Raw genomic sequence first — 18630 nt, forward strand, 5'->3', positions numbered from 1 at the left:
GTGGTGTCGGGCCAGTTCAGCCTGCAAAGTCGCCTGCAACTGAAGGATCTGCGCAGCCGTATCGGCGATGCCCGCGAACAATTGACCAAGACCGGCAACCTGCTGGAAAGCCGCCTGCCAGCGGAGCTGAAAAACTGGGCGGAGCGCTACCACGCCAGCCTGAAACACTTGGATGACGGCCTCAAGACCCTCGACGACGGGATGTTCGCCGGCAGTATCAGCCTCAAGACCGAGGGTTTCGAACAGACCCTGGACAACATGCTCGGCGAACTCGCCAGCTTGCGCCAGGACAGCCTCACCGCCCTCGACAGCCGCCTGGACCATTACCACGGCGCGCCCATCCGCCAGTTCAGCCTGCTGGCGGGGATTTTCGGTTGCCTGCTGCTGGCGGCGCTGTACCTGTTCGTCTGCCTGCAGGCCTCGATCCGCCGGAGCGCCAGCGGTATCACTCTGCTGGCCGAATCCCTGCGCGACGGCAACCTCTGCCTGCAGGTGCCGGTGGAGGGCCGTGACGAGCTCGCGGCCATCAGCACCGCGCTGAACGTCGCCGTGGTGCAACTGCGCACCAGCCTGCAGGGGTCGACCATGAGACCCTGCAACTGAGCGCGGCGGTGCGCACCCTCAACACCCACTCCAGCGGAGCCCTCAGCGAGGTCGAGACGCAACAGGCGCAAATCAGCCAGATCGCCGCGGCGGCCACGCAACTGGCGGCCACCTCCCAAGGCGTGGCGCAGAGCTGCGAACAGGCCTCCGACAGCGCCCAGAACACCCAGCGCATTGCCTCGGAGAGCAGCCGCGACAGCCAGCGCACCACCGCCAGTATCCAGCAACTGAACCAGCGCCTGAACGAAACCGCTGCGGCCCTGGGCCGGGTCAGCGAACAGGGGCAGCAGATCCAGTTGGTGGTCGACACCATTCGCGGGGTGGCCGAGCAGACCAACCTGCTGGCCCTGAACGCCGCCATCGAAGCGGCGCGGGCTGGTGAGCAAGGGCGCGGCTTCGCGGTAGTGGCCGATGAAGTGCGCAGCCTGTCGCAGCGCACCCAGAGTTCGACCGCGCAGATCGCCAGCACCGTCGACAGCCTGCGCTCCACGGTCAGCCAGGCCGTGACCCTGATGGAAGCGGCCTGTCTCCAGGCCGAGACCGACGCCCAATCGGTGACCGGGCTGGGTCAGCGGCTGGTGGAAATCGCCGGAGCCGTGCAGACCGTCACCGACACCCTGGCACAGATCGCCACGGCGGTGGACGAGCAGGCGAGCACGGCGGACGAGGTCAGCGGCAATATCCAGCAGATCGACCAGGCGGCGCTACGGCTGCTGGAAGGCGCGCGCGCGGTCAACCGCGCGGCGGACAGCCTGAGCGAAGGCAGCAAGGCCCTGAGCGACAATACCGGGCGCTTTCGCCTGAGTTGAGGAGGTCAAGGCCCACGGTTTTCGCCGGTGGGCCTTAAGCGTTTGATAGCGTAGAGAAAATTTTCAGATATTTGCTTGACACAACATCGTTACCGGCGAATAATGCGCGCCACTTGGCTACATAGCTCAGTTGGTTAGAGCATAGCATTCATAATGCTGGGGTCCGGGGTTCAAGTCCCTGTGTAGCCACCAAGTACTAAAAACGGCTTACCGAAAGGTAGGCCGTTTTTTTATGCCCGGAGAAAAGTGGTGGACCAGGAAGGCAGAAACGACAGACCCGGAGATGGGCCTCGCGGAGCTCAGAATTTACGGATGAATGAATTTTGCCGCCGTGAAGGCAAGCCCCGCGAGAACGGCCGAAATTTGCACGAAGCGCCAAGTCGAGTCACTGACGACTTTTTGAACGTCAGTAGAGATTGAGCCGCGCAACGCCTCCACATCGAACTTGGTTGCCATGTTCCTTTCAACGTTGTCGAGTTTTGTCTCGACGCGAGCAAGCCGCTCCCTGATCTCAGGGATTACCTTCTCCAATGCCGCTACGCGTACTTCCACGGGATGATCTCCAGGCGGTTCCTCACCACCAGTATTGCTCGCATCCCCCTTCTTGTCATCCCATCGACCAGAAACGACATCACCCATTTTCCTTCTCCATGGGAGACAAGCCTTCCACAACTTTTTTGACGCTGGTGTAAGCCATGTAGCCGCAGTTGGGGCATTCCATCGAGAATGTTGGATGCGCCACTCGCTCAGAAAGCAAACGCTCTGGTGAGACCTCATCCATCCTGGTGATCATCATGCAAGACTCAAGGCCCATCTCCAGAGATTTGTCGATATAGAAATTCCACTCGCCATCGTGGGGGCATACTGGACAAGAGCTTGATCGGCCAGCCTTTACCAGGAAACTTATGAATTGGCTTAACGTGATCCGCCATTCCTTTGGTATTGAGTCGTTGTCCTCCAACCGTCATCCCCCCAGTCAATCGCTTAATCTTAATTTGACCACTTCACCGCAATGACCGGACGGATACGCCCCACCATCAAACACACACCTTATCTCCGGTGCTTTCGCTTGACCTGCAAGACATCTCTCTTTCCCTCGCCTGAAATTTCTAGAAACTTCCGCCCTGTTGCGCCCGCCGATTTCGCTGGCTAGCCTTGAGTCGTCACTGCCAAATCAGTGATCGGGTTTAGCAGCCTGGAATCTTTAACATTGGGCGCACAGCGCCACCCAAGTCGGGTGCATTTTTTTGCCTCCGTTTTATGGTGGCTGTGCGCAGGGCACCTTCGGGTGCGCCGGGTTTCCCAATGTTCCGGTCTGCTAACCTGCGTACAGCTGCCACCCACATTCGTTTAGCAGCGATAGCCGGCAGCTCCATTCAACATTGGGGATGCACAATCATGTTCAAGGTAACGCCTAATCCACCTGCTTCATCCGGCATAGAAACCATCGACCACAAGCCGTCGACCGCGCCCTGGCTCACTACATGCGACCAGAAGGTCACACACCAAAAGCGCCCAGCGCCACTGTGTCGCTCAAACACCCACCCATCTCTCAAAGCCACGAAGACGCCCTGGTCAATGCCAGCTCAATCCTCGATTCCGCTGCCGCCACCGCCTATGAAAATGCCGACAACCTCACGGGCGCCAACCGCAAGGTGGCGATGGGCATCGTGCATCTGATCGAACTGGCACAGCGCAAGCTGGACTCTGTGATAGAAGAAATAGCGGTCCCGGGCTGACCAGAGCGGTGCAATAAAAGGTACTGGCTCAACACTCGCTCATAACCAGTTTTTTGCCTTCCAAAAACCCTCGCAATTATCATGAAAAAGCCCCGGGCACGCACAATACCCAGGGCTTTCGCTCTCAAAATATGGTGTCGCGAAAGCCGCCTTCGGTACACATGTCACGGGTCATGGTAACTTCATCACCTTCGACATAGGCCCTCGAGCGCCACCATGAAAATGCCCGATATCGACGCTATCCAGGCGTTTGTCCTGGTTGCGGAACTCAAGAGCTTCACTCGCGCCGCCGATGCTATAGGCGGCACCCAGGCGGCTATCAGCCTCAAAATAAAGCGCTTGGAAGAAACCCTCGGGCGCAAGCTGCTGGAACGCACGCCGCGACGAGTCACGTTATCGGCTCATGGGCAGATGTTCGTCGCCAGCGCACGGCACTTGCTGGATAACTACCAGCAAGCGATGAACTGTTTCGGCAAGCAGAAACGCACCCTGCGGGTCGCGTCAGCCATCACATTGTCGGGGCCGATCTCACCCTGTGGCTGCGACGCATGGCGAACACCGACCCGGAGGTGATCGTCGCCTTCAGCCTGGGCACGTCCGGGATATGCTGGAGAGCTACGAGCAGGGCAAGCTGGATGTGGCCTTGGTCCTGAGGCACGACAACCGGCGCCAGGACGGCGAGGTGATTGGCGCCGCGCGATTCAGCTGGATGGCGGCGCAAGACTTCGAACTGCTCCCCGGAGAACCGTTGCCACTGGCGATACAACCGGCGCCCTGTGGCATGCGCAGCATGGTGATGGCGGCCCTACAAACACAGAACCGCCCTGGGAAGAGGTCTTTGTCGGCAGCGGAATTCTGGCCATTGGCGCGGCCGTCGCGGCCGGCATCGGAATAGGCGCCATGGTCGAGCGCATGGCTGCGCACGGCTGTGTCGACGTGGAACAGCGGATCGACCTGCCGCCCCTGCCCTCGCGTGAAATCGTGCTCTATACCGCGCAGCGCGACGCCCAGGCGCAAGCGCTGATCAGCGCGTTGAGCGCGGACATCTCAAACAGTTGAACTAGAAGAACAAGCGTCCAGTCCTGGCCATCATCACCGCCAGACTCACCAAACCCAGACTGACGAGGACGAATGCCGCGAGATGTACCAGCACCAGCATGAGCGGCTGCATTCGATACTGTTCCATATTGGCTTCCTTGGTGGGCTCCAGAAGCAACAGTATGGGGAGGGCAATAGTGCGTGAAACAGACGTTGCGGGCTATTTCAGTGATAAGCGTTGCGCTTGTGGCCATGGAAATAACGACAGCTCCAGCAACGACTCCTGGACAAGCTGCCTACGGTACCGCGTAGCTCTCGTAATCCAAGGCGATCATGCCGTCTTTCGAGTAGCTGACGTACACCACCACCGCATCACTGCTGACGACCAAGGCGTAGGGCCATTTGCCGTTAGCCTTCCTCAACTGCTCATACAGCGGCGTAAAGTAGCTCTTTGTCTGGCCTCGTGGGTCGTAGGGCAATTGCACATGAAAAATCGGATAGTGCCCTCCATTGCATAACTGCACCCGCTCCAGCTTGATGTCATCTTTCTCCAGCACTGCACGGGTTGGATGCTGCCAGGCAACGAGGTCGACATCGTGACAATCGTTGACCGTGCTGCTGTAGAGTTCGGTGTTTTCCAAGGCGGGAAGTGCCGAAGCCAAGCAAGGCAAAAGCAACAATGGCAGGGGAAGAAAACGCGGCATGGCAGCGCTCCGAAAGAGGCAGGAACGCAATTGTAAAGCCTTGACCGCATTCTGGCTGACTATCCGCAGCCGGAAGCTCAAGCGCCAAACCCACCCGGCGCCACAAAGCCGCACAAAAACCCCAGACACTCGAAGCGCTGGGGCTTTTCTTTCGGAGGGACAGGCCCGGGATTTCAGCCGCATCCGCCTACTGAAAGATCAATTCAGCTTGAAATCGATCACGACTCTCGCCGCCACATCGCCCTTTTCCAATCGCTCGAAGACTTGATTGATGGCCGACAGCGGCTGGCGCTCGATATCCGCCTTGACCTTGCCTTCGGCGGCAAATGCCAGCGCCTCGGCCATGTCCTGTCGGTTGCCCACGAAAGAACCACGCACGGTGATGCAGTTGGCGACCACACCGAATAGATCCATGGGAAAGTCGCCAGGCGGCAGGCCGACCAGGACGCAGGTGCCCAGTTTTCGGGTCATCGCCACACCCTGTGTGAAGGCCCCAAGCGAGGGGGCGGTGATCAGCACACCATGGGCTCCGCCGTCCGTCGCGGCAATGACCGCCGCCACCGGATCGCTGCCCTTGGCATTCACGACGGCGTCAGCCCCCAACGCGGTCGCATGGGCCAACTTGCCGTCGTCAATGTCCACGGCACACACCCGTAGGCCCATGGCCTTGGCGTACTGGACCGCGAGATGCCCCAAGCCGCCAATGCCGGAAATAACGATCCACTGCCCCGGCCGGACATCGGCTTCCTTGATGCCCTTGTAGGTCGTCACCCCGGCGCAAATAATCGGTGCCGCCTCGCAGGGATCCAGGCCAGCCGGGATATGCGCGACATAATTCGGGTCCGCCAGAATGTATTCCGCGAATCCGCCGTTGCGTGTGTAGCCACCAAACTCGGCTTTCGCGCAGACGGTCTCCCACGCCTGCAGGCAGTATTCACAATGACCACACGCCGAGTAGAGCCACGGCACGCCGACTCGCTCGCCCATTTGTACGGCGGTGACGCCAGTGCCCAGCGCCACCACTCTGCCGATGCCTTCATGTCCGGGCGTAAAGGGCAGTCCTGGCTTGAGTGGCCAATCTCCTCGCGCCGCATGCAAGTCGGTGTGACACACACCACAGGCCTCAACCTTGATCAGGATCATCCCCGGCCCTACCGCCGGGATGTCCACCTGACGGACAACCAATGGCTTTCCGAACGCCTCGACGACCGCCGCCAACATTTTACTTTCCATCGGACTACCCTTCTTCAGAGTGGTAATTGCTCGCCCGACAACCGCCAGGCGAACACGAAAACAAGCGTCAACCGATCGTTCAAGCCAAGCCTCTGACCGCCTCGATCATTTTTACCAACACGGCCTGCGCATCGCCGTAAACCATGTTGCAGTTTTCTCCGTAGAACAGCTGATTCTGGATACCGGCGTAGCCCTTGCCCTCCCGCGCTTGACCACATACACATGATGGGCCTTATCAACATCGAGAATCGGCATGCCGTAGATGGGCGACGACTTGTCGCTGCGCGCGGCGGGGTTGACCACGTCGTTGGCACCGATCACCAACACCACATCGGTGTCGGGAAAGTCGGTATTGATGTCTTCCAATTGGAAAATCAGATCGTAGGGCACCCCGGCCTCCGCCAGTAACACGTCCATTTGCCCAGGCATGCGCCCCGCCACCGGGTGCACGGCGAACCTCACCAGCACGCCGTGCGCCTGTAACAACTTGACGAACTCATAGAGCTTTTGTTGACCCTGGGCGACTGCCAGGCCATAGCCCGGAACGATGATGACCTTATTGGCGTAACGCATAGCGACACCCGCATCGCTCGCCGCCGTCGGCTTGAGCTCGCCCTCGATCACCGCCCCCTTGCGCGTCGGCTGATCACCAAAACGCGCAAAGAGCACATGAACCACCGTGCGATTCATCGCTTTGGCCATGAGCAGAGTCAGCAGCACGCCAGCGGCACCGACCAGCATGCCGGCGATCATCAGCGCCGGTACCTGCAACACAAAGCCTTCAAGGCCAACCGCAAGGCCGGTGAAGGCGTTGTAGATGGAGATGACCACCGGCATGTCGGCACCGCCGATAGGCAGCGTCATCAACACCCCGAACAGCAAGGCGCAGCCGAAGAACACTCCGATCAACCAGAGGACATGACTCAGCGAACCGCCGGCGTCTTGCATGACGACCATCAACCAAGCACCGACACTCAGCGTCACCAGCATCAACAGGGCGTTGATCAGTTGCAGCCCTTTCATGCGTAATGGCTTGTTGAGGCGGCCGTCCAACTTGGCCCAGGCGATCAAGGAGCCCGATAACGAAATCGCGCCGATCAGGGCGCCAAACAAGGTGCCGGCCAACGTCGAGAGATCGAACACCCGACTCCCGAACAACTCCATGGCGGCAATGGCCGCCGCCGCCCCGCCGCCCATGCCGTTGTAGATCGCGACCATCTGCGGCATGGCGGTCATGGCCGCCTTGCGCCCACTCCACCAAGCCATGCCACCGCCGAGCAGCAGGGCAACAAGCGCCAGGCTGACGTTGACCGGCAGTTGCGGTCGAGCCGCTTCGCTCACGGAAAACACGTAGAGAAAACTCACCAACACCGCCGCCAACATGCCCCAACCGGCAACATGAATGCCGCCCGCGGCCGTGACCGGCGAAGACATCCGCCATAACCCGAAGATCAGTAAAAAGGCAGCACCGAGATACACCATCCCGATAAGCCATTGCGAAGTCATAATCAGCATACTCAAACCTCAGGCCTTTTCAGCTTTTCTGGACACGCTGTGATGAGCTTTGCGCCGCTTGGGCTCAGGCGCGCTGGTCTGGAACATCGCGAGCATCCGACCGGTGACCGCGTAGCCTCCCGCCGCATTCCCCGCGCCCAGCAAGACCGCGACAAAGCCTGCGGCTTGTTCGGCGAACGTCACGGCATCGAGCAATCCGATCAGGCCGCCGACAACCACGATGCCATGGACAAAGTTCGAGCCCGACATTAACGGGGTATGCAAAATGGCCGGGACCCGGCCAATGATGACCCAGCCGGCGAAAGCGGCCAGCATGAAAATATACAGACCGACAAAGCCAATACTATTCATGAGTGCTGTGCTCCTTGGCTGCGTGGTCCGCTTCGGTGTCGCCCGGGGGCGCTGGATGCATGAGCTTGCCGGCATGGGTCAGTACTGTTTGCGCCAGAATCTGATCGTCCCAGTCGATGCCGATGACGTTGTTCTTCAACATCAGCGCCAGCAGGTTGAACTGATTTTTCGCGTACAACAGGCTGGCGTCCTGACTCAAGGACGAGGGCAGGTTCAGCGGCGCCATCAGGGTAACCCCACCGATCATGACGGTCTGTCCGGGCACGCAGCCTTCGCAATTGCCCCCCCCTTCGGCGCCAAGATCGACAATGACCGCCCCGGGCTTCATGCCCGCGAGCTGCGCCGCGCTGACCAATCGTGGAGAGGGCCGTCCCGGTACCGCCGCGGTGGTAATGACGAGGTCCGCCTGTTGGATATGCTCGGTCAAGACTTGAGCGACTTGCGCTTTTTCCGCTTCGCTCAACTCGCGCGCATACCCGCCCTTGCCTCGTGCATCGACCCCGACGTCGACGAAACTGGCGCCAAGGGACCTCGCCTGCTCCGCGGTTTCCGGGCGCACATCGTAGCCCTCGACAACGGCTCCGAGCCGATGCGCGGTCGCAATGGCCTCCAGTCCCGCCACCCCCAACCCAAGGACCAGGACGCGGGCGGGCCCCACGATTCCCGCCGCCGTGGTGATCTTGGGCAGTATCCGGGACATATGTACCGAGCCAAGCTGCACCGCGTAATACCCCGACATAGCCGACTGACTTGAAAGTGCATCCATCGACTGGGCCCGGGTGATGCGCGGCAAGCGCTCCATGGCAAAGCAAGTGACCTGGCGCTCCAACAAGCGCTGTACCACCGCCGGATTCTTTTGTGCATAGACAAAGCACAGGAGCACCGAGCCTGGCTTCATCTTGCCGATGACTTCCAGGGATGGCGCCTGCACCGCCAGGACCACATCGGCCTCATGTACCAGTTGCCCACCGTTGGGCAGGAACAGGACGTCCGGATAAACCGAGTCCGGTAGAAAGCTCGCTTCGCCAGCCCCCGATTGCATATGCAACCTGGCGCCGAGCGCACGCAGTTTCGCGCACAGGCTCGGCACCAAAGCCACACGTCGTTCGTGGGGATGGGTTTCTTTCATCACAGCCAGATTGACGTACATCGCGCGCTCCGTTGAAGGCGCCCGACCATGGCGGGCGCCAGGATGTCTGCGGGCCAGGACTTCAGAGCGGCGCTTGGGCCACTACATAACGCACGAGCTTTTTATTGACGAATTGCTGGATGCCCATATCACCCAGCTCGCGACCATAGCCCGAGTTCTTGATGCCGCCAAACGGTAGCTCGGCATCGCTCCAACTGATGTTGTTGATAAACATCATGCCGGTCTCGATGCGACTGGCGACACGACGCCCCCTGGCCAGGTCACGCGTAAACACCGAACCACCGAGGCCGAAGTCGGAATCGTTTGCCAAGGCAATGGCCGCTTCTTCGTCGGCAACGCGGAAAAACAACGCCACGGGGCCAAAGAACTCATCCCTGAATGCCGGATTGTCGGGGGCGATATCCGTGAGAATGGTCGGCGCCATGAATGAGCCGGGACGATCGATCCGCCCGCCGCCCAGCAGAACCTTGGCACCGTGCGCAATCGCCGTCTGCACTTGCTCAAGCAGTTGCAGCAACGCGCCTTCCGAGGACAACGGGCCCAAGGTGGTCTGCTCGTCCATGGGATCGCCGGGGACCAGCGCCGCGAGCGCCGCCTGAAACCCCTCCAGGAACGCGTCGGCCAGTTTATCCACGACAATGAAGCGTTTTGCGGCGCAACAGGTCTGCCCGCAGTTGTACATCCGCCCCCAGATCGCCCACTTGATCGCCAGATCCAGGTCGGCATCCTCGAGCACAATGAACGCGTCGCTGCCGCCCAGCTCCATGGACGATGGCTTCAGATTCTGTCCGGCCCACGCAGCCAGGCTGCGGCCGGCGGCGACACTGCCGGTCAATGCGACGCCGCGGATGCGGTCGTCGTCGACCACCTGCCTGGACTGCTCATGGGAGATCAGCAGATTGGTGTAAAGCCCCACGGGCGCGCCGGCATCGAGGAGCAGTTGCTCAAAGGCAATCGCGCATTGCGGCACGCAACCGGCGTGTTTGATCACCAATACGTTACCTGCCATCAGATGCGGCCCCGCTACGCGAGCCAACTGATAGAACGGAAAGTTCCAAGGTTCGACACCAAAAACCACACCAATGGGACTGCTCTCCATATGCGCCTCGCCCTGGTCCGGGTGCAGTGCTTCCGGAGCCAGGAAGCGCTCGGCGTTCTTGGCGTAGTACGCCAGGATGTCGGCGCTGAACTTCACTTCGCCCCGGGCCTCATTGATGCGCTTGCCCATCTCCAGAGTGACCTTGCGGGCCAGTTCGTCGAATCGCGAATGCATCAGTTCGCCGGCCTTGGCAATGATCGACGCGCGCTGCGCATAGGTCTTGTTTTTCCAGCTGAGGTAACACTGCGCCGCAGCGGCCAGCTTTTGCTCCAACTGCTGATCGGTAAGCGTCTCGAATTGCGCGAGCAACTTGCCGTTGTAAGGATTGATAGTCGTATAGGCCATAACGGTTGCCTTCCAAGGAGGTTGAGTCAAACGCATAACGGATTGAATCCATCGGCTACGCACGTCGAGAACGACATCACGATGTCCCCCCTTGGCGGTTGATGACTAGAGTCGGAATCTACTCATACCCCGCTCGCTCATTTTCCAGCGCAAAGGAAAAGGCCACTACGCGCCGCTCTAGATCAAGGAAGACAGGGATCGGAATTTACTTAGCATAAGTCAATAAATCGTATTCCCGACGGCGTAGGATCGGCGAACCGGTACCTCCAGAACACCTCCTGTCAGGAATGTCAATCATGCGAGTACGCCGATCCATCCCGGAAAAGCCATTGCCGGACAAGACACTTGCGGTCCCATCCTCAGTGGATCAACTGCCTGGTCACTTGGCCAAGCGGTATAACGAACGGATGTTGGCGCACCTCATCGCAATCATTCAGTGCTTTCGATGCCGCCGGCTCTGAACAGCTCGAAATCATTGCCAAGAGGTCGCCTCCGTTCGTTCGCGGCCGTGACCAGGCAGTTGATCCTGAGGATGGACCGCAAGTGTCTTGTCCGGCAATGGCTTTCCGGGATGGATCGGGTACTCGCATGATTGACATTCCTGACAGGAGGTGTTCTGGAGGTACCGGTTCGCCGATCCTACCCGTCGGAATACGATTTATTGACTTATGCTAAGTAAATTCGATCCCTGTCTTCCTTGATCTAGAGCGGCGCGTAGTGGCCTTTTCCTTTGCGCTGGAAAATGAGCGAGCGGGTATGAGTAGATTCCGACTCTAGTCATCAACCGCCAAGGGGGACATCGTGATGTCGTTCTCGACGTGCGTAGCCGATGGATTCAATCCGTTATGCGTTTGACTCAACCTCCTTGGAAGGCAACCGTTATGGCCTATACGACTATCAATCCTTACAACGGCAAGTTGCTCGCGCAATTCGAGACGCTTACCGATCAGCAGTTGGAGCAAAAGCTGGCCGCTGCGGCGCAGTGTTACCTCAGCTGGAAAAACAAGACCTATGCGCAGCGCGCGTCGATCATTGCCAAGGCCGGCGAACTGATGCATTCGCGATTCGACGAACTGGCCCGCAAGGTCACTCTGGAGATGGGCAAGCGCATCAATGAGGCCCGGGCGAAGTGAAGTTCAGCGCCGACATCCTGGCGTACTACGCCAAGAACGCCGAGCGCTTCCTGGCTCCGGAAGCACTGCACCCGACCAGGGCGAGGCGCATATGGAGAGCAGTCCCATTGGTGTGGTTTTTGGTGTCGAACCTTGGAACTTTCCGTTCTATCAGTTGGCTCGCGTAGCGGGGCCGCATCTGATGGCAGGTAACGTATTGGTGATCAAACACGCCGGTTGCGTGCCGCAATGCGCGATTGCCTTTGAGCAACTGCTCCTCGATGCCGGCGCGCCCGTGGGGCTTACACCAATCTGCTGATCTCCCATGAGCAGTCCAGGCAGGTGGTCGACGACGACCGCATCCGCGGCGTCGCATTGACCGGCAGTGTCGCCGCCGGCCGCAGCCTGGCTGCGTGGGCCGGACAGAATCTGAAGCCATCGTCCATGGAGCTGGGCGGCAGCGACGCGTTCATTGTGCTCGAGGATGCCGACCTGGATCTGGCGATCAAGTGGGCGATCTGGGGGCGGATGTACAACTGCGGGCAGACCTGTTGCGCCGCAAAACGCTTCATTGTCGTGGATAAACTGGCCGACGCGTTCCTGGAGGGGTTTCAGGCGGCGCTCGCGGCGCTGGTCCCCGGCGATCCCATGGACGAGCAGACCACCTTGGGCCCGTTGTCCTCGGAAGGCGCGTTGCTGCAACTGCTTGAGCAAGTGCAGACGGCGATTGCGCACGGTGCCAAGGTTCTGCTGGGCGGCGGGCGGATCGATCGTCCCGGCTCATTCATGGCGCCGACCATTCTCACGGATATCGCCCCCGACAATCCGGCATTCAGGGATGAGTTCTTTGGCCCCGTGGCGTTGTTTTTCCGCGTTGCCGACGAAGAAGCGGCCATTGCCTTGGCAAACGATTCCGACTTCGGCCTCGGTGGTTCGGTGTTTACGCGTGACCTGGCCAGGGGGCGTCGTGTCGCCAGTCGCATCGAGACCGGCATGATGTTTATCAACAACATCAGTTGGAGCGATGCCGAGCTACCGTTTGGCGGCATCAAGAACTCGGGCTATGGTCGCGAGCTGGGTGATATGGGCATCCAGCAATTCGTCAATAAAAAGCTCGTGCGTTATGTAGTGGCCCAAGCGCCGCTCTGAAGTCCTGGCCCGCAGACATCCTGGCGCCCGCCATGGTCGGGCGCCTTCAACGGAGCGCGCGATGTACGTCAATCTGGCTGTGATGAAAGAAACCCATCCCCACGAACGACGTGTGGCTTTGGTGCCGAGCCTGTGCGCGAAACTGCGTGCGCTCGGCGCCAGGTTGCATATGCAATCGGGGGCTGGCGAAGCGAGCTTTCTACCGGACTCGGTTTATCCGGACGTCCTGTTCCTGCCCAACGGTGGGCAACTGGTACATGAGGCCGATGTGGTCCTGGCGGTGCAGGCGCCATCCCTGGAAGTCATCGGCAAGATGAAGCCAGGCTCGGTGCTCCTGTGCTTTGTCTATGCACAAAAGAATCCGGCGGTGGTACAGCGCTTGTTGGAGCGCCAGGTCACTTGCTTTGCCATGGAGCGCTTGCCGCGCATCACCCGGGCCCAGTCGATGGATGCACTTTCAAGTCAGTCGGCTATGTCGGGGTATTACGCGGTGCAGCTTGGCTCGGTACATATGTCCCGGATACTGCCCAAGATCACCACGGCGGCGGGAATCGTGGGGCCCGCCCGCGTCCTGGTCCTTGGGTTGGGGGTGGCGGGACTGGAGGCCATTGCGACCGCGCATCGGCTCGGAGCCGTTGTCGAGGGCTACGATGTGCGCCCGGAAACCGCGGAGCAGGCGAGGTCCCTTGGCGCCAGTTTCGTCGACGTCGGGGTCGATGCACGAGGCAAGGGCGGGTATGCGCGCGAGTTGAGCGAAGCGGAAAAAGCGCAAGTCGCTCAAGTCTTGACCGAGCATATCCAACAGGCGGACCTCGTCATTACCACCGCGGCGGTACCGGGACGGCCCTCTCCACGATTGGTCAGCGCGGCGCAGCTCGCGGGCATGAAGCCCGGGGCGGTCATTGTCGATCTTGGCGCCGAAGGGGGGGGCAATTGCGAAGGCTGCGTGCCCGGACAGACCGTCATGATCGGTGGGGTTACCCTGATGGCGCCGCTGAACCTGCCCTCGTCCTTGAGTCAGGACGCCAGCCTGTTGTACGCGAAAAATCAGTTCAACCTGCTGGCGCTGATGTTGAAGAACAACGTCATCGGCATCGACTGGGACGATCAGATTCTGGCGCAAACAGTACTGACCCATGCCGGCAAGCTCATGCATCCAGCGCCCCCGGGCGACACCGAAGCGGACCACGCAGCCAAGGAGCACAGCACTCATGAATAGTATTGGCTTTGTCGGTCTGTATATTTTCATGCTGGCCGCTTTCGCCGGCTGGGTCATCATTGGCCGGGTCCCGGCCATTTTGCATACCCCGTTAATGTCGGGCTCGAACTTTGTCCATGGCATCGTGGTTGTCGGCGGCCTGATCGGATTGCTCGATGCCGTGACGTTCGCCGAACAAGCCGCAGGCTTTGTCGCGGTCTTGCTGGGCGCGGGGAATGCGGCGGGAGGCTACGCGGTCACCGGTCGGATGCTCGCGATGTTCCAGACCAGCGCGCCTGAGCCCAAGCGGCGCAAAGCTCATCACAGCGTGTCCAGAAAAGCTGAAAAGGCCTGAGGTTTGAGTATGCTGATTATGACTTCGCAATGGCTTATCGGGATGGTGTATCTCGGTGCTGCCTTTTTACTGATCTTCGGGTTATGGCGGATGTCTTCGCCGGTCACGGCCGCGGGCGGCATTCATGTTGCCGGTTGGGGCATGTTGGCGGCGGTGTTGGTGAGTTTTCTCTACGTGTTTTCCGTGAGCGAAGCGGCTCGACCGCAACTGCCGGTCAACGTCAGCCTGGCGCTTGTTGCCCTGCTGCTCGGCGGTGGCATGGCTTGGTGGAGTGGGCGCAAGGCGGCCATGACCGCCATGCCGCAGATGGTCGCGATCTACAACGGCATGGGCGGCGGGGCGGCGGCGGCCATTGCCGCCATGGAGTTGTTCGGGAGTCGGGTGTTCGATCTCTCGACGTTGGCCGGCACCTTGTTTGGCGCCCTGATCGGCGCGATTTCGTTATCGGGCTCCTTGATCGCCTGGGCCAAGTTGGACGGCCGCCTCAACAAGCCATTACGCATGAAAGGGCTGCAACTGATCAACGCCCTGTTGATGCTGGTGACGCTGAGTGTCGGTGCTTGGTTGATGGTCGTCATGCAAGACGCCGGCGGTTCGCTGAGTCATGTCCTCTGGTTGATCGGAGTGTTCTTCGGCTGCGCCTTGCTGTTCGGGGTGTTGATGACGCTGCCTATCGGCGGTGCCGACATGCCGGTGGTCATCTCCATCTACAACGCCTTCACCGGCCTTGCGGTTGGCCTTGAAGGCTTTGTGTTGCAGGTACCGGCGCTGATGATCGCCGGCATGCTGGTCGGTGCCGCTGGCGTGCTGCTGACTCTGCTCATGGCCAAAGCGATGAATCGCACGGTGGTTCATGTGCTCTTTGCGCGTTTTGGTGATCAGCCGACGCGCAAGGGGGCGGTGATCGAGGGCGAGCTCAAGCCGACGGCGGCGAGCGATGCGGGTGTCGCTATGCGTTACGCCAATAAGGTCATCATCGTTCCGGGCTATGGCCTGGCAGTCGCCCAGGGTCAACAAAAGCTCTATGAGTTCGTCAAGTTGTTACAGGCGCACGGCGTGCTGGTGAGGTTCGCCGTGCACCCGGTGGCGGGGCGCATGCCTGGGCAAATGGACGTGTTACTGGCGGAGGCCGGGGTGCCCTACGATCTGATTTTCCAATTGGAAGACATCAATACCGACTTTCCCGACACCGATGTGGTGTTGGTGATCGGTGCCAACGACGTGGTCAACCCCGCCGCGCGCAGCGACAAGTCGTCGCCCATCTACGGCATGCCGATTCTCGATGTTGATAAGGCCCATCATGTGTATGTGGTCAAGCGCGGGGAGGCAAGGGCTACGCCGGTATCCAGAATCAGCTGTTCTACGGAGAAAACTGCAACATGGTTTACGGCGATGCGCAGGCCGTGTTGGTAAAAATGATCGAGGCGGTCAGAGGCTTGGCTTGAACGATCGGTTGACGCTTGTTTTCGTGTTCGCCTGGCGGTTGTCGGGCGAGCAATTACCACTCTGAAGAAGGGTAGTCCGATGGAAAGTAAAATGTTGGCGGCGGTCGTCGAGGCGTTCGGAAAGCCATTGGTTGTCCGTCAGGTGGACATCCCGGCGGTAGGGCCGGGGATGATCCTGATCAAGGTTGAGGCCTGTGGTGTGTGTCACACCGACTTGCATGCGGCGCGAGGAGATTGGCCACTCAAGCCAGGACTGCCCTTTACGCCCGGACATGAAGGCATCGGCAGAGTGGTGGCGCTGGGCACTGGCGTCACCGCCGTACAAATGGGCGAGCGAGTCGGCGTGCCGTGGCTCTACTCGGCGTGTGGTCATTGTGAATACTGCCTGCAGGCGTGGGAGACCGTCTGCGCGAAAGCCGAGTTTGGTGGCTACACACGCAACGGCGGATTCGCGGAATACATTCTGGCGGACCCGAATTATGTCGCGCATATCCCGGCTGGCCTGGATCCCTGCGAGGCGGCACCGATTATTTGCGCCGGGGTGACGACCTACAAGGGCATCAAGGAAGCCGATGTCCGGCCGGGGCAGTGGATCGTTATTTCCGGCATTGGCGGCTTGGGGCATCTCGCGGTCCAGTACGCCAAGGCCATGGGCCTACGGGTGTGTGCCGTGGACATTGACGACGGCAAGTTGGCCCATGCGACCGCGTTGGGGCTGACGCCGTCGTGAATGCCAAGGGCAGCGATCCGGTGGCGGCGGTCATTGCCGCGACGGACGGCGGAGCCATGGTGTGCTGATCACCGCCCCCTCGCTTGGGGCCTTCACACAGGGTGTGGCGATGACCCGAAAACTGGGCACCTGCGTCCTGGTCGGCCTGCCGCCTGGCGACTTTCCCATGGATCTATTCGGTGTGGTCGCCAACTGCATCACCGTGCGTGGTTCTTTCGTGGGCAACCGACAGGACATGGCCGAGGCGCTGGCATTTGCCGCCGAAGGCAAGGTCAAGGCGGATATCGAGCGCCAGCCGCTGTCGGCCATCAATCAAGTCTTCGAGCGATTGGAAAAGGGCGATGTGGCGGCGAGAGTCGTGATCGATTTCAAGCTGAATTGATCTTTCAGTAGGCGGATGCGGCTGAAATCCCGGGCCTGTCCCTCCGAAAGAAAAGCCCCAGCGCTTCGAGTGTCTGGGGTTTTTGTGCGGCTTTGTGGCGCCGGGTGGGTTTGGCGCTTGAGCTTCCGGCTGCGGATAGTCAGCCAGAATGCGGTCAAGGCTTTACAATTGCGTTCCTGCCTCTTTCGGAGCGCTGCCATGCCGCGTTTTCTTCCCCTGCCATTGTTGCTTTTGCCTTGCTTGGCTTCGGCACTTCCCGCCTTGGAAAACACCGAACTCTACAGCAGCACGGTCAACGATTGTCACGATGTCGACCTCGTTGCCTGGCAGCATCCAACCCGTGCAGTGCTGGAGAAAGATGACATCAAGCTGGAGCGGGTGCAGTTATGCAATGGAGGGCACTATCCGATTTTTCATGTGCAATTGCCCTACGACCCACGAGGCCAGACAAAGAGCTACTTTACGCCGCTGTATGAGCAGTTGAGGAAGGCTAACGGCAAATGGCCCTACGCCTTGGTCGTCAGCAGTGATGCGGTGGTGGTGTACGTCAGCTACTCGAAAGACGGCATGATCGCCTTGGATTACGAGAGCTACGCGGTACCGTAGGCAGCTTGTCCAGGAGTCGTTGCTGGAGCTGTCGTTATTTCCATGGCCACAAGCGCAACGCTTATCACTGAAATAGCCCGCAACGTCTGTTTCACGCACTATTGCCCTCCCCATACTGTTGCTTCTGGAGCCCACCAAGGAAGCCAATATGGAACAGTATCGAATGCAGCCGCTCATGCTGGTGCTGGTACATCTCGCGGCATTCGTCCTCGTCAGTCTGGGTTTGGTGAGTCTGGCGGTGATGATGGCCAGGACTGGACGCTTGTTCTTCTAGTTCAACTGTTTGAGATGTCCGCGCTCAACGCGCTGATCAGCGCTTGCGCCTGGGCGTCGCGCTGCGCGGTATAGAGCACGATTTCACGCGAGGGCAGGGGCGGCAGGTCGATCCGCTGTTCCACGTCGACACAGCCGTGCGCAGCCATGCGCTCGACCATGGCGCCTATTCCGATGCCGGCCGCGACGGCCGCGCCAATGGCCAGAATTCCGCTGCCGACAAAGACCTCTTCCCAGGGGCGGTTCTGTGTTTGTAGGGCCGCCATCACCATGCTGCGCATGCCACAGGGCGCCGGTTGTATCGCCAGTGGCAACGGTTCTCCGGGGAGCAGTTCGAAGTCTTGCGCCGCCATCCAGCTGAATCGCGCGGCGCCAATCACCTCGCCGTCCTGGCGCCGGTTGTCGTGCCTCAGGACCAAGGCCACATCCAGCTTGCCCTGCTCGTAGCTCTCCAGCATATCCCGGGACGTGCCCAGGCTGAAGGCGACGATCACCTCCGGGTCGGTGTTCGCCATGCGTCGCAGCCACAGGGTGAGATCGGCCCCGACAATGTGATGGCTGACGCCGACCCGCAGGGTGCGTTTCTGCTTGCCGAAACAGTTCATCGCTTGCTGGTAGTTATCCAGCAAGTGCCGTGCGCTGGCGACGAACATCTGCCCATGAGCCGATAACGTGACTCGTCGCGGCGTGCGTTCCAGCAGCTTGCGCCCGAGGGTTTCTTCCAAGCGCTTTATTTTGAGGCTGATAGCCGCCTGGGTGCCGCCTATAGCATCGGCGGCGCGAGTGAAGCTCTT

21 protein-coding genes, 1 tRNA gene and 4 pseudogenes are annotated in these 18630 nt (G+C 60.2%); 16 read left to right on the forward strand and 10 right to left on the reverse strand.

The annotated features are described in order from the left end of the window. The 3 genes and pseudogenes from PFEN_RS31370 to PFEN_RS08530 all read left to right on the forward strand — a co-directional run. Window positions 1-603 (forward strand): annotated as a pseudogene (locus PFEN_RS31370) (methyl-accepting chemotaxis protein); the annotation flags it as partial. A gap of 122 nt (window positions 604-725) precedes the next feature. Further along, window positions 726-1412, forward strand: coding sequence for a methyl-accepting chemotaxis protein (locus PFEN_RS31375; RefSeq protein WP_412071409.1), 687 nt, complete (start codon window positions 726-728; stop codon window positions 1410-1412). Between the two features lie 115 nt (window positions 1413-1527). Then, window positions 1528-1604 (forward strand) — tRNA-Met (locus tag PFEN_RS08530). Between the two features lie 114 nt (window positions 1605-1718). Here the strand turns inward: PFEN_RS08530 and PFEN_RS08535 are convergent. After that, on the reverse strand, window positions 1719-2051 hold the full coding sequence (locus tag PFEN_RS08535; RefSeq protein WP_191485753.1) for a hypothetical protein: 333 nt from the start codon (window positions 2049-2051) through the stop codon (window positions 1719-1721). Then, complete coding sequence (locus PFEN_RS08540) at window positions 2044-2208, reverse strand: hypothetical protein (RefSeq protein WP_191485754.1); 165 nt, start codon at window positions 2206-2208, stop codon at window positions 2044-2046. Before PFEN_RS08540 ends, PFEN_RS08535 begins: the two co-directional genes overlap by 8 nt. Window positions 2209-2896: 688 nt before the next feature. Between PFEN_RS08540 and PFEN_RS08545 the strand changes: the two genes are divergently transcribed. The 4 genes from PFEN_RS08545 (at window position 2897) to PFEN_RS30565 (ending at window position 4210) form a co-directional block, all read left to right on the forward strand. Beyond that, the gene (locus PFEN_RS08545; RefSeq protein ID WP_191486442.1) at window positions 2897-3151 is read left to right on the forward strand and encodes a DUF6124 family protein; all 255 of its coding nucleotides are present in this window, start codon (window positions 2897-2899) and stop codon (window positions 3149-3151) included. Between the two features lie 216 nt (window positions 3152-3367). Further along, the gene (locus tag PFEN_RS30555; protein ID WP_224770927.1) at window positions 3368-3724 is read left to right on the forward strand and encodes a LysR family transcriptional regulator; all 357 of its coding nucleotides are present in this window, start codon (window positions 3368-3370) and stop codon (window positions 3722-3724) included. A gap of 31 nt (window positions 3725-3755) precedes the next feature. Continuing rightward, complete coding sequence (locus PFEN_RS30560) at window positions 3756-4046, forward strand: hypothetical protein (protein ID WP_224770928.1); 291 nt, start codon at window positions 3756-3758, stop codon at window positions 4044-4046. 5 nt (window positions 4047-4051) lie between these two features. Then, a complete protein-coding gene (locus PFEN_RS30565; protein WP_224770929.1) occupies window positions 4052-4210 on the forward strand; it encodes a hypothetical protein in 159 nt (52 codons plus the stop codon). 1 nt (window position 4211) lies between these two features. Here PFEN_RS30565 and PFEN_RS30980 read toward each other — a convergent pair whose 3' ends face one another. The 7 genes and pseudogenes from PFEN_RS30980 to PFEN_RS08580 all read right to left on the reverse strand — a co-directional run bounded on the left by PFEN_RS30980 (window position 4212) and on the right by PFEN_RS08580 (window position 10586). Further along, a complete protein-coding gene (locus PFEN_RS30980; protein WP_263596579.1) occupies window positions 4212-4337 on the reverse strand; it encodes a hypothetical protein in 126 nt (41 codons plus the stop codon). Window positions 4338-4485: 148 nt separating this feature from the next. Continuing rightward, on the reverse strand, window positions 4486-4893 hold the full coding sequence (locus tag PFEN_RS08555) for a hypothetical protein (protein ID WP_191485756.1): 408 nt from the start codon (window positions 4891-4893) through the stop codon (window positions 4486-4488). Between the two features lie 198 nt (window positions 4894-5091). Further along, window positions 5092-6126: an alcohol dehydrogenase AdhP gene (gene adhP / locus PFEN_RS08560; RefSeq protein ID WP_191485757.1), complete on the reverse strand. Its 1035-nt coding sequence runs from the start codon at window positions 6124-6126 to the stop codon at window positions 5092-5094. Between the two features lie 79 nt (window positions 6127-6205). Then, window positions 6206-7641 (reverse strand): annotated as a pseudogene (locus PFEN_RS08565) (NAD(P)(+) transhydrogenase (Re/Si-specific) subunit beta). 9 nt (window positions 7642-7650) lie between these two features. Then, window positions 7651-7992, reverse strand: coding sequence for an NAD(P) transhydrogenase subunit alpha (locus tag PFEN_RS08570; protein ID WP_191485759.1), 342 nt, complete (start codon window positions 7990-7992; stop codon window positions 7651-7653). Next, window positions 7985-9142, reverse strand: a complete 1158-nt coding sequence (locus tag PFEN_RS08575; protein ID WP_191486440.1) for an NAD(P) transhydrogenase subunit alpha — start codon at window positions 9140-9142, stop codon at window positions 7985-7987. Before PFEN_RS08575 ends, PFEN_RS08570 begins: the two co-directional genes overlap by 8 nt. Before the next feature lie 61 nt (window positions 9143-9203). Then, window positions 9204-10586, reverse strand: a complete 1383-nt coding sequence (locus tag PFEN_RS08580) for an NAD-dependent succinate-semialdehyde dehydrogenase (RefSeq protein WP_191485760.1) — start codon at window positions 10584-10586, stop codon at window positions 9204-9206. 881 nt (window positions 10587-11467) lie between these two features. Here PFEN_RS08580 and PFEN_RS30985 point away from each other — a divergent pair. The 9 genes and pseudogenes from PFEN_RS30985 (at window position 11468) to PFEN_RS31000 (ending at window position 17837) form a co-directional block, all read left to right on the forward strand. Then, window positions 11468-11719, forward strand: a complete 252-nt coding sequence (locus tag PFEN_RS30985; RefSeq protein WP_263596596.1) for an aldehyde dehydrogenase family protein — start codon at window positions 11468-11470, stop codon at window positions 11717-11719. 91 nt (window positions 11720-11810) lie between these two features. Continuing rightward, entirely contained in the window at window positions 11811-12017 is a 207-nt protein-coding gene (locus PFEN_RS30990; protein WP_263596597.1) for an aldehyde dehydrogenase family protein, read from the forward strand. Continuing rightward, window positions 12017-12847: an aldehyde dehydrogenase family protein gene (locus PFEN_RS30995; RefSeq protein ID WP_263596598.1), complete on the forward strand. Its 831-nt coding sequence runs from the start codon at window positions 12017-12019 to the stop codon at window positions 12845-12847. The genes PFEN_RS30990 and PFEN_RS30995 overlap by 1 nt, the downstream gene beginning before the upstream one ends. Before the next feature lie 61 nt (window positions 12848-12908). Further along, complete coding sequence (locus PFEN_RS08590; RefSeq protein WP_191486440.1) at window positions 12909-14066, forward strand: NAD(P) transhydrogenase subunit alpha; 1158 nt, start codon at window positions 12909-12911, stop codon at window positions 14064-14066. Further along, window positions 14059-14400 carry an NAD(P) transhydrogenase subunit alpha gene (locus PFEN_RS08595; RefSeq protein ID WP_191485759.1) on the forward strand — a complete coding sequence of 114 codons (342 nt, stop codon included), beginning with the start codon at window positions 14059-14061 and terminating at the stop codon, window positions 14398-14400. The genes PFEN_RS08590 and PFEN_RS08595 overlap by 8 nt, the downstream gene beginning before the upstream one ends. A 90-nt stretch (window positions 14401-14490) precedes the next feature. Next, a pseudogene (locus PFEN_RS08600) lies at window positions 14491-15845 on the forward strand (NAD(P)(+) transhydrogenase (Re/Si-specific) subunit beta). 79 nt (window positions 15846-15924) lie between these two features. Then, a pseudogene (gene adhP / locus PFEN_RS08605) lies at window positions 15925-16957 on the forward strand (alcohol dehydrogenase AdhP). 198 nt (window positions 16958-17155) lie between these two features. Then, window positions 17156-17563: a hypothetical protein gene (locus PFEN_RS08610; RefSeq protein ID WP_191485756.1), complete on the forward strand. Its 408-nt coding sequence runs from the start codon at window positions 17156-17158 to the stop codon at window positions 17561-17563. Window positions 17564-17711: 148 nt separating this feature from the next. Beyond that, window positions 17712-17837: a hypothetical protein gene (locus PFEN_RS31000; protein WP_263596579.1), complete on the forward strand. Its 126-nt coding sequence runs from the start codon at window positions 17712-17714 to the stop codon at window positions 17835-17837. A gap of 1 nt (window position 17838) precedes the next feature. Here PFEN_RS31000 and PFEN_RS08615 read toward each other — a convergent pair. After that, window positions 17839-18630 (reverse strand): LysR family transcriptional regulator (locus PFEN_RS08615; protein WP_191486441.1); only part of this gene is annotated, 792 nt, incomplete at its 5' end.

Origin of the sequence: Pseudomonas sp. FEN, assembly GCF_904067045.1 — a bacterium.
In the GTDB taxonomy this organism is placed as follows: Bacteria; Pseudomonadota; Gammaproteobacteria; order Pseudomonadales; family Pseudomonadaceae; genus Aquipseudomonas.

Coding starts and splice junctions, on each gene's coding strand:
- PFEN_RS08555 (WP_191485756.1), bottom strand. CDS start 4,893: ATGCCGCGTTTTCTTCCCCTGCCATTGTTGCTTTTGCCTTGCTTGGCT.
- PFEN_RS30980 (WP_263596579.1), bottom strand. CDS start 4,337: ATGGAACAGTATCGAATGCAGCCGCTCATGCTGGTGCTGGTACATCTC.
- PFEN_RS08595 (WP_191485759.1), top strand. CDS start 14,059: ATGAATAGTATTGGCTTTGTCGGTCTGTATATTTTCATGCTGGCCGCT.
- PFEN_RS08545 (WP_191486442.1), top strand. CDS start 2,897: ATGCGACCAGAAGGTCACACACCAAAAGCGCCCAGCGCCACTGTGTCG.
- PFEN_RS30565 (WP_224770929.1), top strand. CDS start 4,052: ATGGTCGAGCGCATGGCTGCGCACGGCTGTGTCGACGTGGAACAGCGG.
- PFEN_RS08580 (WP_191485760.1), bottom strand. CDS start 10,586: ATGGCCTATACGACTATCAATCCTTACAACGGCAAGTTGCTCGCGCAA.
- PFEN_RS08570 (WP_191485759.1), bottom strand. CDS start 7,992: ATGAATAGTATTGGCTTTGTCGGTCTGTATATTTTCATGCTGGCCGCT.
- PFEN_RS30985 (WP_263596596.1), top strand. CDS start 11,468: ATGGCCTATACGACTATCAATCCTTACAACGGCAAGTTGCTCGCGCAA.
- PFEN_RS08575 (WP_191486440.1), bottom strand. CDS start 9,142: ATGTACGTCAATCTGGCTGTGATGAAAGAAACCCATCCCCACGAACGA.
- PFEN_RS30560 (WP_224770928.1), top strand. CDS start 3,756: ATGCTGGAGAGCTACGAGCAGGGCAAGCTGGATGTGGCCTTGGTCCTG.
- PFEN_RS08610 (WP_191485756.1), top strand. CDS start 17,156: ATGCCGCGTTTTCTTCCCCTGCCATTGTTGCTTTTGCCTTGCTTGGCT.
- PFEN_RS31000 (WP_263596579.1), top strand. CDS start 17,712: ATGGAACAGTATCGAATGCAGCCGCTCATGCTGGTGCTGGTACATCTC.
- PFEN_RS08535 (WP_191485753.1), bottom strand. CDS start 2,051: ATGGGTGATGTCGTTTCTGGTCGATGGGATGACAAGAAGGGGGATGCG.
- PFEN_RS30555 (WP_224770927.1), top strand. CDS start 3,368: ATGAAAATGCCCGATATCGACGCTATCCAGGCGTTTGTCCTGGTTGCG.
- PFEN_RS08540 (WP_191485754.1), bottom strand. CDS start 2,208: ATGATGATCACCAGGATGGATGAGGTCTCACCAGAGCGTTTGCTTTCT.
- PFEN_RS30990 (WP_263596597.1), top strand. CDS start 11,811: ATGGAGAGCAGTCCCATTGGTGTGGTTTTTGGTGTCGAACCTTGGAAC.
- adhP (WP_191485757.1), bottom strand. CDS start 6,126: ATGGAAAGTAAAATGTTGGCGGCGGTCGTCGAGGCGTTCGGAAAGCCA.
- PFEN_RS08590 (WP_191486440.1), top strand. CDS start 12,909: ATGTACGTCAATCTGGCTGTGATGAAAGAAACCCATCCCCACGAACGA.